The sequence below is a fragment of the Propionivibrio soli genome, assembly GCF_025770765.1.
Lineage (GTDB): Bacteria > Pseudomonadota > Gammaproteobacteria > Burkholderiales > Rhodocyclaceae > Propionivibrio > Propionivibrio soli.
Genome location: NZ_JANZKY010000009.1, coordinates 153621 through 168533 on the forward strand (window position 1 = coordinate 153621; position 14913 = coordinate 168533).

Annotated in this window: 14 protein-coding genes and 2 tRNA genes; 5 read left to right on the forward strand and 11 right to left on the reverse strand. The window is 64.3% G+C overall.

What is annotated here, in order from left to right:
* The first annotated feature begins 10 nt into the window (after window positions 1-10).
* The 3 genes from cbiB to NZ453_RS12340 are packed head-to-tail and all read left to right on the forward strand — an operon-like array spanning window position 11 to window position 2866.
* Complete coding sequence (gene cbiB / locus NZ453_RS12330; protein ID WP_263770906.1) at window positions 11-973, forward strand: adenosylcobinamide-phosphate synthase CbiB; 963 nt, start codon at window positions 11-13, stop codon at window positions 971-973.
* On the forward strand, window positions 966-1967 hold the full coding sequence (gene cobD / locus NZ453_RS12335; protein WP_263770907.1) for a threonine-phosphate decarboxylase CobD: 1002 nt from the start codon (window positions 966-968) through the stop codon (window positions 1965-1967). The genes cbiB and cobD overlap by 8 nt, the downstream gene beginning before the upstream one ends.
* The gene (locus tag NZ453_RS12340) at window positions 1964-2866 is read left to right on the forward strand and encodes a cobalamin-binding protein (protein ID WP_263770908.1); all 903 of its coding nucleotides are present in this window, start codon (window positions 1964-1966) and stop codon (window positions 2864-2866) included. The genes cobD and NZ453_RS12340 overlap by 4 nt, the downstream gene beginning before the upstream one ends.
* Before the next feature lie 50 nt (window positions 2867-2916).
* Here the strand turns inward: NZ453_RS12340 and NZ453_RS12345 are convergent, their stop codons facing one another.
* From NZ453_RS12345 to gudD, 3 genes are all read right to left on the reverse strand, one after another.
* On the reverse strand, window positions 2917-4032 hold the full coding sequence (locus NZ453_RS12345; protein WP_263770909.1) for an SMP-30/gluconolactonase/LRE family protein: 1116 nt from the start codon (window positions 4030-4032) through the stop codon (window positions 2917-2919).
* Window positions 4033-4199: 167 nt separating this feature from the next.
* Complete coding sequence (gene glxR / locus NZ453_RS12350; RefSeq protein ID WP_263770910.1) at window positions 4200-5090, reverse strand: 2-hydroxy-3-oxopropionate reductase; 891 nt, start codon at window positions 5088-5090, stop codon at window positions 4200-4202.
* A gap of 140 nt (window positions 5091-5230) precedes the next feature.
* Complete coding sequence (gene gudD / locus NZ453_RS12355) at window positions 5231-6574, reverse strand: glucarate dehydratase (protein WP_263770911.1); 1344 nt, start codon at window positions 6572-6574, stop codon at window positions 5231-5233.
* Between the two features lie 380 nt (window positions 6575-6954).
* Here gudD and NZ453_RS12360 point away from each other — a divergent pair.
* A tRNA-Arg gene (locus NZ453_RS12360) sits at window positions 6955-7031 on the forward strand.
* Window positions 7032-7125: 94 nt separating this feature from the next.
* Here the strand turns inward: NZ453_RS12360 and NZ453_RS12365 are convergent.
* Window positions 7126-7734 (reverse strand): class I SAM-dependent methyltransferase, encoded by a 609-nt coding sequence (locus NZ453_RS12365; protein WP_263770913.1) that lies wholly within the window; start codon window positions 7732-7734, stop codon window positions 7126-7128.
* Window positions 7735-8081: 347 nt separating this feature from the next.
* Here NZ453_RS12365 and NZ453_RS12370 point away from each other — a divergent pair, with 347 nt between their 5' ends.
* Window positions 8082-9755, forward strand: coding sequence for an FAD-dependent oxidoreductase (locus tag NZ453_RS12370; protein WP_263770914.1), 1674 nt, complete (start codon window positions 8082-8084; stop codon window positions 9753-9755).
* Window positions 9756-9822: 67 nt separating this feature from the next.
* Here the strand turns inward: NZ453_RS12370 and NZ453_RS12375 are convergent.
* The 7 genes from NZ453_RS12375 to NZ453_RS12405 form a co-directional block, all read right to left on the reverse strand.
* Window positions 9823-9896, reverse strand: a tRNA-Gly gene (locus tag NZ453_RS12375).
* Window positions 9897-9964: 68 nt separating this feature from the next.
* A complete protein-coding gene (gene purT / locus NZ453_RS12380; RefSeq protein WP_338051164.1) occupies window positions 9965-11164 on the reverse strand; it encodes a formate-dependent phosphoribosylglycinamide formyltransferase in 1200 nt (399 codons plus the stop codon).
* A 354-nt stretch (window positions 11165-11518) separates the two neighbouring features.
* On the reverse strand, window positions 11519-12079 hold the full coding sequence (gene mog, locus NZ453_RS12385) for a molybdopterin adenylyltransferase (RefSeq protein WP_263770917.1): 561 nt from the start codon (window positions 12077-12079) through the stop codon (window positions 11519-11521).
* A complete protein-coding gene (locus NZ453_RS12390) occupies window positions 12076-13356 on the reverse strand; it encodes a molybdopterin molybdotransferase MoeA (RefSeq protein ID WP_263770918.1) in 1281 nt (426 codons plus the stop codon). Before NZ453_RS12390 ends, mog begins: the two co-directional genes overlap by 4 nt.
* Before the next feature lie 23 nt (window positions 13357-13379).
* Window positions 13380-13988, reverse strand: a complete 609-nt coding sequence (gene mobA, locus NZ453_RS12395) for a molybdenum cofactor guanylyltransferase (RefSeq protein ID WP_263770919.1) — start codon at window positions 13986-13988, stop codon at window positions 13380-13382.
* Window positions 13985-14509 carry a molybdopterin-guanine dinucleotide biosynthesis protein B gene (gene mobB / locus NZ453_RS12400; RefSeq protein WP_263770920.1) on the reverse strand — a complete coding sequence of 175 codons (525 nt, stop codon included), beginning with the start codon at window positions 14507-14509 and terminating at the stop codon, window positions 13985-13987. The genes mobA and mobB overlap by 4 nt, the downstream gene beginning before the upstream one ends.
* Complete coding sequence (locus NZ453_RS12405) at window positions 14488-14913, reverse strand: molybdenum cofactor biosynthesis protein MoaE (RefSeq protein ID WP_263770921.1); 426 nt, start codon at window positions 14911-14913, stop codon at window positions 14488-14490. Before NZ453_RS12405 ends, mobB begins: the two co-directional genes overlap by 22 nt.

The window sequence follows — 14913 nt, forward strand, 5'->3', positions numbered from 1 at the left end:
GTATTTTCTCATGCCTGTCCCGTTCCTCGCCGATCCCTTGCTGTTTTCCGTTCCCAGTTCCCTCGGCTTGCCGCTGGCCGCGCTTGCCGGCGTACTGCTGGACCGGCTGCTCGGCGAAGTGCCGCGTTGGCATCCGCTGGTCGGTTTTGGTCGTGTGGCGAACGGACTCGAAATTCTTCTCAACCGGGGCGCGGATACTGGCCGCCGGGCCAAAGGCGTCATTGCCTGGATGGTGGCGGTCCTTCCCTGGGTCGGACTCGCTGTCTGGGCGAGGCGTACTCCGCTCAGTGCCTGGTTGAGCGACGTTGTCCTGCTCTACCTCGCACTCGGCGGACGCAGCCTTGCGCAACATGCCGAGCGCGTTGCCCGCGACCTGGGTGCCGGCGACTTGGAGGCGGCAAGGCAGCATGTGGGCTGGATCGTTTCGCGCGACACGAGCGCGCTTGACGAGACCGGTGTCGCCAAAGCCTGTGTCGAGACGACGCTGGAGAACGGCAACGACGCCGTTTTCGGCGCGCTGTTCTGGTTCATGCTGCTGGGCGGGCCGGGCGCCGTTCTTTTCCGCCTCGCCAACACGCTTGACGCGATGTGGGGCTACAAGACGACGCGGTTGCGGTATTTCGGCTGGGCGGCGGCGCGCATCGACGATGGGCTCAACTACATTCCGGCGCGGCTTACGGCGCTGTCCTATGCCGCGTTCGGGCATACCCGCCGCGCCTTGGCGTGTTGGCGGGCGCAGGCGCCGGCTTGGGAGAGCCCGAACGCTGGACCGGTTATGGCGGCGGGCGCCGGCAGCTTGGGCGTAGCCCTGGGCGGCGTGGCCGTGTATCACGGCCAGATCGAGGAGCGTCCCGTGCTCGGTCAGGGCGAGCCGGCGCGCGGCAAGGATATTCCCCGCGCGTTGAGGCTTCTGCGGCGGACGACCTTCCTGTGGCTCTCGCTCTACCTGCTCGGAGGGTTTGCCTGTGCTTGAGCACGGCGGACGGTTGCGCGCCGCCGCACGCCTTTACGGGCTGCCACTGTCCGACTGGCTCGATCTGTCGACCGGCATCAGCCCGCATACCTACCCGGTTCCTCCTCTCGACGCCAGTTGCTGGAACCGGCTGCCGGAGGATGACGACGAACTCGAAACGGTGGCCGCCGCGTACTACGGCAACGAGCGTCTTCTCGTATTGCCCGGTTCGCAGGCGGCGATCCAGACGTTGCCGTCGCTGTTCCGGCCGGCCACGGTGGCTTGCGTGGCGCCGCTTTACGAGGAGCATCCGCATGCCTGGGAGCGCGCCCGCCATACCGTGCGCCGCCTGCCGACGCTTCAGCGCGCACTCGGCGTCGTGACGCCCAACGTCCTGCTGTGTAATCCGAACAATCCGACGGGTACGGCGTTTTCACGCGACGAGCTCCTTGACGCAGCAAACAAGCTGCAGCGCCGCGGCGGTTGGCTGATCGTCGACGAGGCCTTTGCCGATGCCGAACCGACGCGCGGCATTGTCGACCTGGCCGGCGGCCCGGAAGCGCCGTCTCTCATCGTGTTGCGTTCGCTTGGCAAGTTTTTCGGCTTGGCCGGAGCGCGTGTGGGTTTCGTTTTCGGCGCGGCAGAAAAGCTCGAACGCTTGCGCGAAATGATTGGCCCGTGGCCGGTTGCTCACCCGTCGCGCATGGCGGCGTGCAAAGCGCTGGCGGACACTGCATGGCAAACAGCCATGCGCGAGCGATTGGCTGTCGAATCACATCGCCTGTCCGAGCTGCTCACGCCGCTCGGCACGGTGAATCGAACGGCGCTGTTCTGCACTGTGTCCTTGCCTGGCGATCCAGCGCGCTGCGCTGCGTTGTTCGAGCACTTCGCACGGCGCGCGATCCTCGTCCGCCGCTTCGAAAACCTGGGACTGCTGCGTTTCGGCCTGCCGGGCGACGAGAGGCAGTGGTTGCGTCTGCAAGCAGCCGTTGCCGAGTGGAGCCGTACCGAATGACGGGCGCTCGGGCGTTGTCGGTTTCGGTGGTTTTATTCGGTGTGCTCGCCCTGGGAGCCAGCCCGGCCCGCGCCGAAATCTCCGTGATCGACGATGCCGGAACGACCGTGCGTCTCGCACAGCCGGCGCGCCGCATCATCACGCTGGCACCGCACATGGCAGAAACGCTGTTCGCGGCCGGTGCCGGCGAGCGGCTCGTGGGAACGGTGGAATTCAGCGATTTCCCGCCGGAGGTGAAGAAGCTCCCCCTCGTTGGCGGCTATTCGCGCCTCAATCTCGAAGCTATCGCCGCGCTCAAGCCGGACCTCATCATTGCTTGGCAGAGCGGCAATGCGCCGGCGCACATCGAGCGGTTGCGCGCGCTTGGCTTGCCAATTTATGTCTCGCAACCCAATCGCATCGAAGATGTGGCGAAGGAAATCGAGCGCATTGGCGTACTCGCCGGCACGCAGCCCGTGGCCAACGACGTCGCGGCCAAGTATCGCCAGCGGCTGGCGGACATCCGCAAACGCTACAGCGATCGCCCGACAGTGCGCACGTTCTACCAGGTATGGAAACAGCCGCTATCGACGATCGGTGGCCGGCAGATCATTTCGAGCGTCATTGCGCTGTGCGGCGGCGAGAACGTGTTCGGCAAGCTCGATGCCTTGGCGCCGGTCGTCAGCGTCGAGTCGGTGATCGCTGCCAACCCCGAGGCAATCGTCGCGAGCGGCATGGACGCGTCGCGGCCCGAATGGCTCGACGATTGGAAACGCTGGCCGGCGATCACGGCCGTCGCGCGCGACAACCTGTTTTTCGTCCAGCCCGAGTTGATCCAGCGCCACACGCCGCGGTTGCTCGAAGGCGCGGAACGCCTCTGTCAGCACCTGGAAACGGCGCGCAGCCGACGGCCGAAATAGTCGCTCCGCACCTTTCTCTTCTCCTCGATTGCAGATGGACGCAGCGGGTGCTACCGCTCGGCTCCTTGCGTTTCGACGTACAGCGCGTATAGCGAGTGGCTGCTCGCCATGTATAGCCGGTTGCGTTCGGCTCCCCCGAAACAAAGGTTGGCGCAGCGCTCAGGAAGCTTGATGAAGCCGATGGCTTTTCCTTGGGGGTTGAAAACCATGACGCCGTCGAGGTCCTCGGAACGACCTTTAGGCAGATAGACATGGCGTCCGTCGATCTCGGTGGGCTCGGGCTGCAGCACGCCGTTGCTTCCCCAGCCGCACCAAAGATTGCCGTCGCGGTCGACGCGGAAGCCATCGAGTGCGCCGTGGTCGGTGGCGTCGATGAGCTTGGTCTTGTTGTTCACCGTACCGTCCGCGTGCACGTCGTAACTCCAGATGCTGCGGTTTGGCGTACCGCGGGATTCGACGACGTAAAGCTTCGATTCGTCGGGCGAGAAGGCCAGGCCGTTCGGGTTGCCGAGATCGGTGATCACGGCCGTCAGCCGTCCGTCGCTGCCAAGGCGGTAAACGTTGGTCGTGGCCTGCTCGGATTCGGCGCGGTAGCCCTCCCACTCACCGTTGATTCCGAAGAGCGGATCGGTGAACCAGATGCTGTTGTCCGATTTGACGACAATGTCGTTCGGGGCATTGAGCCGCTTGCCTTCGTAGCGGTCGGCGAGCACGGTGATCTTGCCGTTTCTCTCGGTGCGCGTGATGCGCCGGGTCAACGAATGCTCGCAGGTGACGAGCCGTCCTTGCCGATCGCGCGCGTTACCATTAGCGAAGTTGGCCGGGCTGCGGAAAACGGTAAAGCGGCCGTCGCGCTCGCTGTACTTCATGATGCGGTTGTTCGGGATGTCGCTCACCAGCACATAGCCGCCATCGTCCGGAAAGTAGACCGGGCCTTCCGCCCAGCGCAGGCCGCTTGCCACCTGTTCGAGCGTGCTGCTGTAGATACGGTACTTGAGGAAACTCGGATCGAGAATCTGGATCGCCGGATCGGGGTAGCGTTGATTCGGCTGGAAGGGGAAAGCCGGTGCGTCCACGCCGCACCCACCGCTCAAGCGCGACGTTGAAGCGTGGCTGGCACCTTCCGTCCCGCGTTGTACGGTCGTTTTTCTCGCTGGCTGGTCCATGCCGCCTCCTGTTTTTTATCGAATAGCCACCTCGATTATGACAAAGGCGGAGGGGAGGATGGAGAAGCGGGGAAGCGGCAACCGATTACGGCGGCGCCACTTCTCCCTGTTACTCGAACGGCATGCCGCTGCTTCTGGCTGTGGCGGCAATTAACCAGCGATTCGTCTCAGTCCTTCTGTCCGATCTCGAAGTGAGCGAGGATTTCGAGGGCGCGGACCATGGCCGAGTGATCCCAGGCCGAACCGCCGTGGGCCGCACAGGCGTTGAACAGCTCCTGGCACGTGGCCGTATTGGGCAACGACACCCCGAGCTTGCGCGCCGACGAGAGCGCGAGGTTCAAGTCCTTCTGATGCAGTTCGATGCGGAAGCCCGGGTTGAACGTGCGCTTGACCATGCGTTCGCCGTGCACTTCGAGAATCTTCGACGACGCGAAACCGCCCATCAGCGCCGCCCGGACCTTGGCCGGGTCGGCCCCGGCCTTGGACGCGAAGAGCAAGGCTTCGCCCACCGCCTCGATGGTCAGCGCCACGATGATCTGGTTGGCGACCTTGGCCGTCTGCCCGTCGCCATTGCCGCCGACGAGGGTGATGTTCTTGCCCATCAGTTCGAAGAGCGGCTTCACCTTCTCGAAGGTGGCTTCGCTGCCGCCGACCATGATCGAGAGCGTGGCGTTCTTGGCGCCGACTTCCCCCCCGGAGACCGGAGCGTCAAGGTATTGGCAGCCCAAGGCGTTGATCTTCTGGGCGAACTCCTTGGTCTCGATAGGCGAGATCGAGCTCATGTCGACGACGATCTTGCCGGGGGTGAGGCCTTCGGCAATCCCGTTCGGGTCGAAGAGGGCACTGGCCACATGCGGGGTGTCGGGGACCATGGTGATGATCACTTCGGCCTGTTGCGCCACTTCTTTGCCACAGGCGCAGGCTTTGCCGCCCGCCTGCACGAGACGCTCCGGAATGCTTGGGATACTGTACAGAAACACCTCATGCCCGGCCCGGATCAGGTGTTCGGCCATCGGCGTGCCCATGATCCCCAGTCCTACGAAGCCTACTTTGCTCATCTGTTTTTTCTCCTTTACGTTCTCTCTTGCGGCCGGACAGCCTCGCTTCTTTTCAGCGAGGGATCGTCTCCGTACCGTTCTTAATCGCATGCCGTCGTATTTTGTGCCCATGCGCTAGTTCCTTTCCAGTGTTCGCCCGCTTAACGGACGAGGCTCGGGCGCTTGTTGTCGAACTTCCAGCCGGGGATGAGGAACTGCATGGCCACCGCATCATCACGCGCGCCCAGCCCCATCGCCTTGTAAGCCTGATGCGCTTTCTCGACTTCCGCCATATCGATTTCGAGCCCGAGGCCGGGTTTCTTTGGCACGCGGATCAACCCGTCGCGGATCGGGTACGGTTCTTTGGTCAGCCGCTGGCCGTCCTGCCAGATCCAGTGGGTGTCGATCGCCGTGACCTTGCCCGGTGCGGCGGCGCCGACGTGGGTGAACATGGCGAGTGAAATATCAAAATGGTTGTTCGAGTGCGAGCCCCAGGTGAGTCCGAACATCTGACACAACTGTGCGACGCGCACCGAGCCCTGCATCGTCCAGAAATGCGGATCGGCGAGCGGGATGTCGACCGACTGCAACTGGATCGAGTGCGCCATCTGGCGCCAGTCGGTGGCGATCATGTTGGTCGCCGTCGGTAGGCCGGTGGCGCGGCGGAACTCGGCCATCACCTCCCGGCCCGAGAAACCGGCTTCGGCGCCTGTCGGATCTTCGGCGTAGGCCAGAATCCCATGCTTGTCGCGGCAGAGCGCGATCGCTTCGGCCAACGACCAGGCCCCGTTCGGATCGAGCGTGATGCGTGCCTCGGGAAAGCGCTCATGCAGCGCGACGATGGCTTCCATTTCCTCCTCGCCGCGCAGCACGCCGCCCTTGAGCTTGAAATCGTTGAAGCCGTAACGTTCGTGGCTTGCCTCGGCCAGTCGTACGACGCCTTGGGCATCCAGCGCGGCTTCGTTGCGTAGCCGGAACCAAGCGTTGTCGGCGTTTGGCTCGCTGCGATAGTCGAGCGTCGTCTTGCGGCGATCGCCGATGTAAAAGAGATAACCGAGAATCTCGACGGCCTCACGTTGCATGCCTTCGCCCAGCAGCGCGGCGACGGGAACGTTCATGAACTGGCCGAGCAGGTCGAGCATTGCCGATTCAACGGCGGTAATGGCGTGGATCGTCGTGCGCAGGTCGAACGTTTGCAGACCGCGACCGCCGGAATCGCGATCGGCAAAGGTCACGCGCATCTGGTTGAGCACGGCGTTGTATTCGCCGAGGGTCTTGCCGATGATGAACGGGCGGGCATCCTCGATCGTCTGGCGGATCTTCTCGCCGCCCGGTACTTCGCCGAGGCCCGTATTGCCGGCGCTGTCCTTGAGAATCACGATGTTGCGCGTGAAGAACGGCCCGTGCGCACCGGAGAGATTCAGCAGCATGCTGTCCTGTCCAGCGACCGGAATGACGTCCATCGCCACCACGCGTGGCGCATCGATTCGAGTTTCCAAGCCCATCCCTGATCTCTCCTGTCCTGTCGTTGTTTCGGCGATTCTAATCTTGTGACGTCTCATGGATTCGGTGACTGACCGTTTGCTGACCTTAGCTCCGGAGCCTTGAAGCAAAGGCCGCTTCTCGCGGTGCAGTGCTCACACAAGGCCTTTTAAGTCATCGTACGTCCGACCACAAAGTATAGCGAGGAGAAGAATAAAAGCAACCGGCCGGAGGGCGTCCGGGCACCCTTGCATTCTGCGCTTTCTAGCGCTGGGCGTTAAGGGAAGACGCGGTGCGGCAGCAAAACACGGTGCGGCCTCATGCTGAGGCGCTGCTTGCCTGCCCGAGGTAGAGCCCGGGATGGACGGCGAGCCCCAAACCGGCTATGCTTCGCAACCTCCATGCGCCCGTAGCTCAGCTGGATAGAGTACTGCCCTCCGAAGGCAGGGGTCGTGCGTTCGAATCGCGCCGGGCGCGCCAAGGATTCGGAAAAAGGGACACTTCACCGAGTGTCCCTTTTTTATTTGCGTCGCCGGCCAGCTTCAGATTACCCGATGCCGGGGTGCGCTTCGCTCTATTCGTGGCTTGCAGCTCGCCCAACCCAGCGCGTCACGTAACCCTGGCCTTGGTGGCCCGCGCCTTCATCGAGTGCAATCTCCCCTTCGAAAGCGGAGAGTTCCTCGAGAACTCCCGAGAAGTCGGCGCGCAGCGATTCGAGCGTGTAAAGCATGTCGGCGTCCTTGGGGCCGCCGCTGCCATAGCCGAGCTGGGCGGGATGAAAGGCTTCGAGAATCAGGATTCCGCCGCGCGCCAGCGACTGGGCGAGGCGGCGGTGCACGTCCTGCCGGGTCGCGGACGGCAAGTGCACGAAGATCAGGGCCACCGCGTCGCAGCTTTGCGCCGCCGGCGACCAGTCGGCGAGATCGGCGAGGACCGTTTGCAATTGGACCGATTGACGTTCCGCCAGCGCCCGAGCCTTGGCCAAACCCACCGCCGAGCTATCGACCGAGGTTACCCGATGGCCCTGGCTTGCGAGCCACACACCGTTTCGGCCCTCGCCATCACCAGGTACCAGAACGCGCGCGGCACGTGGTAGCAGGTGTTCCTGCTGGACGAGAAAGTGGTTCGGCGAGGTACCGTATTTGTAGCCTTCGATCGAATAGTTCTGGTCCCACATGTTCATCGGCTGATCCTTTTCTTGATGTTGATACCTCGAGTGGCCACTTAGTGATTTAGCCGCTCTGCTTGTGTGCGTGAGATCAGCTCGGCGACAGGTCGAGACGGTCGACGATGACGACCACGTGGCAGGTCGTGTTTTGCGACATACCCGAGCTGCACCGGTTCCGTGTGCCGTCCGAAATTCTGAGAATCCCCTGGTGTTTCTGTGTCGACTCCCCGGCTGGCTATTTCGTTGGGTGGCGAGTGCCATTAACTGGCTTCCAGAATCATTTCACACTATATTGTTAAATATATTATAAGTCGTTAATATAACGATAAAGGTGAACATCGCATGGAAGACAGGAGAAGCTCATGGAACAGCATAGGCCACTGAATATCGTCGTCATCGGAGGGGTTGCCGGAGGCGCGTCATTTGCAGCGCGTGCGCGTCGCCTCTGCGAATCGACCCGCATCACCATCGTGGAGCGCGGCCCGGACGTTTCGTTCGCCAATTGTGGGTTGCCGTACCACATCGGGGGCGAAATCCAAGGCCGTGAGGCGCTTGCCGTGCAGACGCCCGAATCCCTGAAGGCGTTGCTCAACCTCGAGGTCCGCACGCGTTGCGAGGCGGTCGCCATCGACCGCGCTGCAAAGCGAGTGCAAGTGCGCGATCTCAGCAGCGGCGAGACGAATTGGCTCGACTACGACAAGCTCATGCTGGCACCGGGCGCTTCGCCATTGCGTCCGGCACTGCCGGGAATCGACGACCCGCGCATCTTCACGTTGCGCAATTTGCAGGACATGGACCGCATCGTCGCGGCGACCAAGGAGGGGATGCGCGCCGTTGTGATCGGCGCCGGTTTCATTGGGCTTGAGATGTCCGAACAACTGCAACGCAAGGGGCTATCAGTGCAACTCGTCGAATTACAGTCCCAGGTCATCCCGCCGCTCGATGCGCCAATGGCTGCCCTGCTGGAGAGCGAGTTGCGCAACAACGGTATCGGTTTGGACCTTGGCGACGGCATCGCCCGCTTCGAGGGCAGCGAAACGCATGTGCGCTGCCAATTGAACTCTGGCAAGGCCCTCGATGCGGACCTCGTTATCCTCTCGATCGGTGTCAAACCGGATAGCGAACTCGCTCAGACGGCCGGGCTGCAACTCGGCCCACGCGGGCATATCGTGGTCGACGAGTTCCAGCGTACCTCGGACCCGGCGATCTACGCGGCGGGCGACGCCGTCGAGACCGTCGACCGCGTCCTCGAAGGCAAAACCGCCGTGCCGATGGGCGGGCCGGCCAACCGGCAAGGGCGGGTCGCCGCCGACCACATCTTTCTCGGCGAGAAGGCGCGGCCCTATCCCGGCTCGATCGGAACGGGCATTGTGCGGGTCTTCGGTATTGCCGCCGGCATTACCGGCTGGAGCGAAAAACGTCTGTTGGCCGCTAAGACTCCGTACGAAACCGTGACCGTTAACGACAACCACCATGCTTCGTACTATCCGGGGGCCAAGCCGCTGACGCTGAAGGTGCTCTGGGCACCCGATAGCGGCCGCCTGCTCGGAGCGCAGGTTACGGGATTCGAAGGCATCGACAAACGCATCGACGTGCTCGCCACCGCGATCGCGGCCCGCATGACCGTCGAAGATCTCTGCCACCTCGAGCTCGCCTACGCGCCGCCGTTCGGATCGGCAAAAGACGTCGTCAATCTGGCCGGATTCGCCGCCTGCAACCGGCGTGATGGCCTTGTCCGGCATATCACCGAGCTACCCGAAGATCCTGCGGTGCAAGTCGTCGACGTGCGTGGAGCACCCTTAGCCGAAGCTTTTCCGCCGCCCGGCCGGTCGGTCAATATTCCCTTCCCGACGTTGCGCGCCAACCTCGGCAAGCTCGATCGCAACCGTCCGGTGGTGACGCTCTGCGCCTTCGGCAAGATGAGCTACTTCGCCGCCCGCGTGCTGGCGCAAAACGGTTTCGACGTCGCAAGCTTCAGTGGCGGCATGAAGGCCAACGTCGATCCCCGTTCGCCGGCCAAGTTGCCGAATCCCTAAACGCAAAAAAGCCAACCGGAGTCGGTTGGCTTTTCGTTTAGCAGATCGCAATCCGCTGGAGTCCGTGTGGAGCGGGCGATGGGAATCGAACCCACGGCACAAGCTTGGGAAGCTTGGGTATTACCATTATACGACGCCCGCGAAGGCGGCCATTTTATGCGTTCCCGGCGCGCGCTTCAATCTCTTTTGCGCGTCCCGGCTGGCGCGCCCTACGCCTTGACGGGGCGCACACGGCTCGCGGCGAGCTTGGCGCGGCGGCGGGCTTCGTCGGTATCCGGAGCGGTGGCGACGGCCACGCCCATGCGGCGGCGGGTGAAACTTTCCGGCTTGCCGAAAAGGCGCAGGTCGGTATCCGGCACCTGCAGTGCCTCGGCCACACCGTCGAAGGCGATGCCGGCCGCATCGACGCCGCCATAGATCACCGCCGAGGCTCCGGATGCACGTAGCGACGTATCGACCGGTAGGCCGAGAATCGCGCGGGCATGCAGTTCGAACTCAGAGAAGCGCTGCGAGGCCAGCGTGACGAGGCCTGTATCGTGCGGGCGGGGGCTGACTTCGGAGAACCACACCTGGTCGCCTTTGACGAACAGTTCGACGCCGAAAAGGCCGCGCCCACCGAGGTTCTCGGTGACCGCTTGCGCGATGGCACGCGCCTTCGTCAGCGCGGCGGGACTCATCGCTTGCGGCTGCCACGATTCGACGTAATCGCCGCTCACCTGCATGTGGCCGACCGGTTCGCAGAAATGGGTCTCGACCGTGCCGGAAGCCCCAACAGCACGCACGGTGAGCAGGGTGATCTCGTATTCGAAATCGATGAAACCCTCGACGATGACCCGGCTCTGGTTCACGCGCCCGCCCTGCATCGCATATTCCCAGGCGCGCGCCACGTCGTCTGGCCCTTTGAGCAGAGATTGGCCTTTGCCCGACGACGACATCGTCGGCTTGACGAGGCACGGATACCCGATGCCCGCATCGATTGCCGCCTGCAACTCCGCCAGCGAGCCGGCGAAGGCGTAAGGCGATGTCGGCAGGCCGAGCTCTTCGGCAACCAAGCGGCGGATGCCTTCGCGGTTCATCGTCAGGCGGGTCGCGCGCGCCGTCGGAATGACTTCGGCGAGCCCTTCCTGCTCGACTTCAAGCAACATGTCGGTGGCGATGGCTTCGATTTCCGGGACGACGAGGTGCGGTTTTTCCTGCTCGATCAGCGCTCGCAACGCCGGTCCGTCGGTCATCTTGACCACGTGCGAGCGGTGCGCCACTTGCATGCCAGGCGCATCGGCATAGCGATCAACGGCAATCGTTTCAACGCCGAAGCGCTGCAAGGCGATGATCACTTCCTTGCCGAGTTCGCCCGCGCCGAGCAGCATCACGCGCGTGGCCGACGGACTGAGCGGCGTACCAATGCGCAAGGGAAGAGAAGGGCGGGCGGACGAAGGCATGGCAGGATTCCTGGGAGTTGGCGACCCGCGCATTTTAGCAGTCGGAGGGTGTGGGGCCGGGGCAGGCTACGCGTAACTGGTTCGACTGACTCATTCGTTGGCAAGGGGACTGGGAGGGGTGGAGCCGAGCACGCAGGCCACACCGCACCGCACCGTTTTGCGGTGGCGGTGGCCGGGCCGGGGCGTGCAACGTGGCTTGGGATGACGTTTCGGGAAGGCTGGCGGCTCTTAACCCCCTTGTTCCTCGTTGCCAGGGGCTGACGCACATCGAACATTGGGCGGCGGTAGCCGCGGCCTTTCCCGCCTGCCCGCGGGTTCTTCCCTTTACTTCGCGTGTGCCGGTCTGAACGCCTTGCACACGGTCGGGTCGGTCTCCAGGCGGGCGCCTTCGATGAGGTCGACGCAATACGGAATTGCGGGAAACACCGCGTTCAGGCAATCGTCGATGGCCGACGGTTTTCCGGGCAGGTTGACGATCAGGCAGTGGCCGCGGATACCGGCGGTCTGGCGCGAGAGGATGGCGGTGGGGACGAACTTCAGCGAAGCGGTGCGCATCAACTCGCCGAATCCCGGCAGCATCTTCTCGCAGATGGCCTCGGTCGCTTCCGGCGTCACGTCGCGTAACGCCGGGCCGGTCCCGCCGGTGGTCACGATGAGGGAGCAGCCTTCGCCGTCAGCCATAGCGCGTAGCGCGGCTTCGATTTGCGGTTGCTCGTCGGGAATCACCCGCGCCACGGCCTGCCAGGGACTGGTCAGGGCACGCGTCAGCCACGCGTTGATCGCCGGGCCGCCCTTGTCTTCGTACACGCCGCGGCTGGCGCGGTCCGATACCGTGAGAATGCCGATGCGGGCGATTGCGGCGGCGCCTGTCGTCGTCTGGGTCATGCGGTTTCCTCGAATCCGGGTTCGTGTTGGTAACTGGTGCCGTCAAGCAACTGCACGGTCACCATCTCGCCGGCGGTCAGTTGCGCGCCGCTTGCGGGCAAGACAAGCAAGGCGTTGGCGACCGCCATCGAGCGCAGGACGCCGCTGCTCTGGTTGCCGGTCGAACTCGCGGTCAAGCCGCCCGCGCTATCGGGCGCGAGAACGACGCGCACGAACTCGGTCCGCCCTGGTCTATTGCCAAGCGCGTGTGTCAGGCGCGCCGTCGCGGTGCGCCGGAAAAGGCGCGGATGCCCGAGCCGGCGGCGCAAGGCAGGCGCTACGAACTGCTCGAAGCAGACCATGCTCGACACGGGATTTCCCGGAAGGCCGAACACCAGTGTGCCGTTCCGCGTACCGAAAGCCACCGGATGCCCCGGGCGCATCTCGACGCGCCAGAAGTGCATCTCGACGTTCAGCGTGGCGAGCATCGGGCGCACGAAATCATGAACGCCGACCGACGAGCCTCCCGACACGAGCAGCACGTCGTGCTCCAGGCCGGCTTTGAGATGTCGGGCAAGATCCTCGGGATCGTCGCGCGCAATGCCAAGCAGGACGGGTTCGATGCCGAGCGCCTGCAACTGTGCCATCAGGGCGTAGCTGTTCGAGTTGGGAATCTTCTCCGGGTCGAACGGCTCGTCGAGCCCTTCCAGTTCGTCGCCGGTGGACAGGATAGCCACGCGCGGCCGCCGCACCACGTCCACTTGGGCGCGCTTGACGGTGGCCAGTAATCCGATCACCCCCGGAGTAATCTCAGTGCCCGGCGTCAGCACGATCTCGCCGGTGCGCATGTTTTCGCCGCGCGGCCGGATGTCGTTGCCGGGCGCGACGCGGGTGCTGATTTCCACGCGGCCGTCGGCGAGGGTATGCGTATCCTCAACGCGGATCACGGCATCGGCGCCCGCAGGGATCGGTGCACCGGTCATGATGCGAACGCACTGGCCGGGGCCGACGGTTTTCGTCGGCCGGTCGCCGGCCTTGATGTCCTCGACGACAACCAGCGTGGCGGGAATCGCCGCGAGATCCCCGGCGCGCAGCGCAAAGCCATCCATTGCGGAAACGTCGTAGGGCGGCTGATCGCGATTGGCCCGCACCTCCTCGGCGAGCACTCGGCCGAGCGAGGCTTCGAGCCTTACCGTCTCGGAGGCGGCTGGCGCGACATGGTCGAGCACGATGCGCTGGGCGGCGAGCACCGAGAGGCGTCCCGCCGCCGAGCCTGTGGCTTGGGTATTGGCTTCCATGTCCTTTGTTTCTCTGTCTTCGTTCAAGGGCGTTGGCTGTTCCGCGGCGACGGTTCGCTGCGTGCGGCGTCGAGGTCCTGCGGTGTGTCGAGGTCGATGAAGCTGCGCAACGCGGGGTCGGCGCCGCGCAGCTCGGACTCATCGACACGGCAAACGCGCAGGCGTTCCAGAAACGCGCGCAGGCTGCGCGGCCCGTCTGCCTTCAGCAAGGCCCGCGCCGCCGACGCGCACTCCACGGCGTAGAAGGCGGCCAGAGGTTGCGGGTGCCCGCCAACGACCGGCACGACGGCCTCGTAGCCTCCGCGCCGCGTGGCCAGAAGCTCGATGGCACGCGGCTCGAGAAACGGCATGTCGGTCGCCACCGCGAAGACCCAAGGTGTCGCGGCCGCCTCCAGCCCGGCGCAGACGCCGGCGAGCGGTCCGGCGTTTTCGAACGCGTCGCAGACCTGCGGCAAGTCAAACTCAACGCGCGGCCGGCGCACGCTGAGGAGCACGTGCGGAAACACCGCGCGCACGGTCTCGGCGATGCGCCGCCAGAGCACTTGTTCGTCGAGCACCAGCGTTGCCTTGTCGCGCCCCATGCGGCGCGAATCGCCGCCGGTGAGGATCAGCGCCGTCGCATCATCGATCATCGTCCGGCGCGTTCGAGCAGAAAGTCGGCGAGGCGGGCGACTTCTTCGAGGCCGAAGTGCGGCAGCTCGGGGTAGGTTTCAGCCACATCCGTGGCGAGCGCGATCAGGCCGTCCGCCGGGACGCAACGCGGCGGCTTGTCGCAAGCGCGGCGGAGCACTTCGATCTTGTCGCCCGGCGCCAGCGAAAACCCCTCGGCGAGAACGATGTCCGCTTCGCCGAGGAAACGTTGCGCAAGCTGGGCCGGCTCGCGCCGCTCGGCGGCTTCGGCCACGAGCTGCAGCGCGTCGGTCGTCACCAGCATGCTCAGCGCCGCGCCAGCCTGGGTGAAGCGCCAACTGTCCTTGCCTTCATGATCGAGTACCACCTTATGGTGCGCGTGCTTGATCGTCGCCACGCGTTGCCCGCGCGCCGCCAGCTCGGCGACGAGCTTCTCGACCAGCGTGGTTTTTCCCGACCCGGAGTGGCCGACGAAGATGAACAGCGGAGGCGTTTGCACGCTCATGGGTGTGGCGTGACCCATGAATCGCCTTCGGGCGTGATTTCCTTCTTCCAGATCGGCACGCGTTCCTTGAGTTCGTCGATCAGCCAACGGCAGGCTTCGAGCGCAGGTGCGCGGTGTTCGGCTCCGGTGGCGATGAAGACGATGCGATCGCCGGCGCGCACCGTCCCCAGCCGATGCACGATGCGGGCATCGATCAGGCCAAAGCGCGTGATCGCCTCGTCGCGCAGCTTGACCAGTTCGGGCAGCGCCATGCGTTCGTAGGCCTCAAAGCCGATCTCATGCACCGAGCGGCCCTGCGAAAAATCGCGCGCACAACCGAGGAAGGTGGCGATGCCGCCCATGCGCGTCGAGGCCGCTTGCAGGGCGCTAATCTCCTCATCCTGCGAGAAGTCTTCGAATTGCAGGCGTACCGGTTCGCTCAT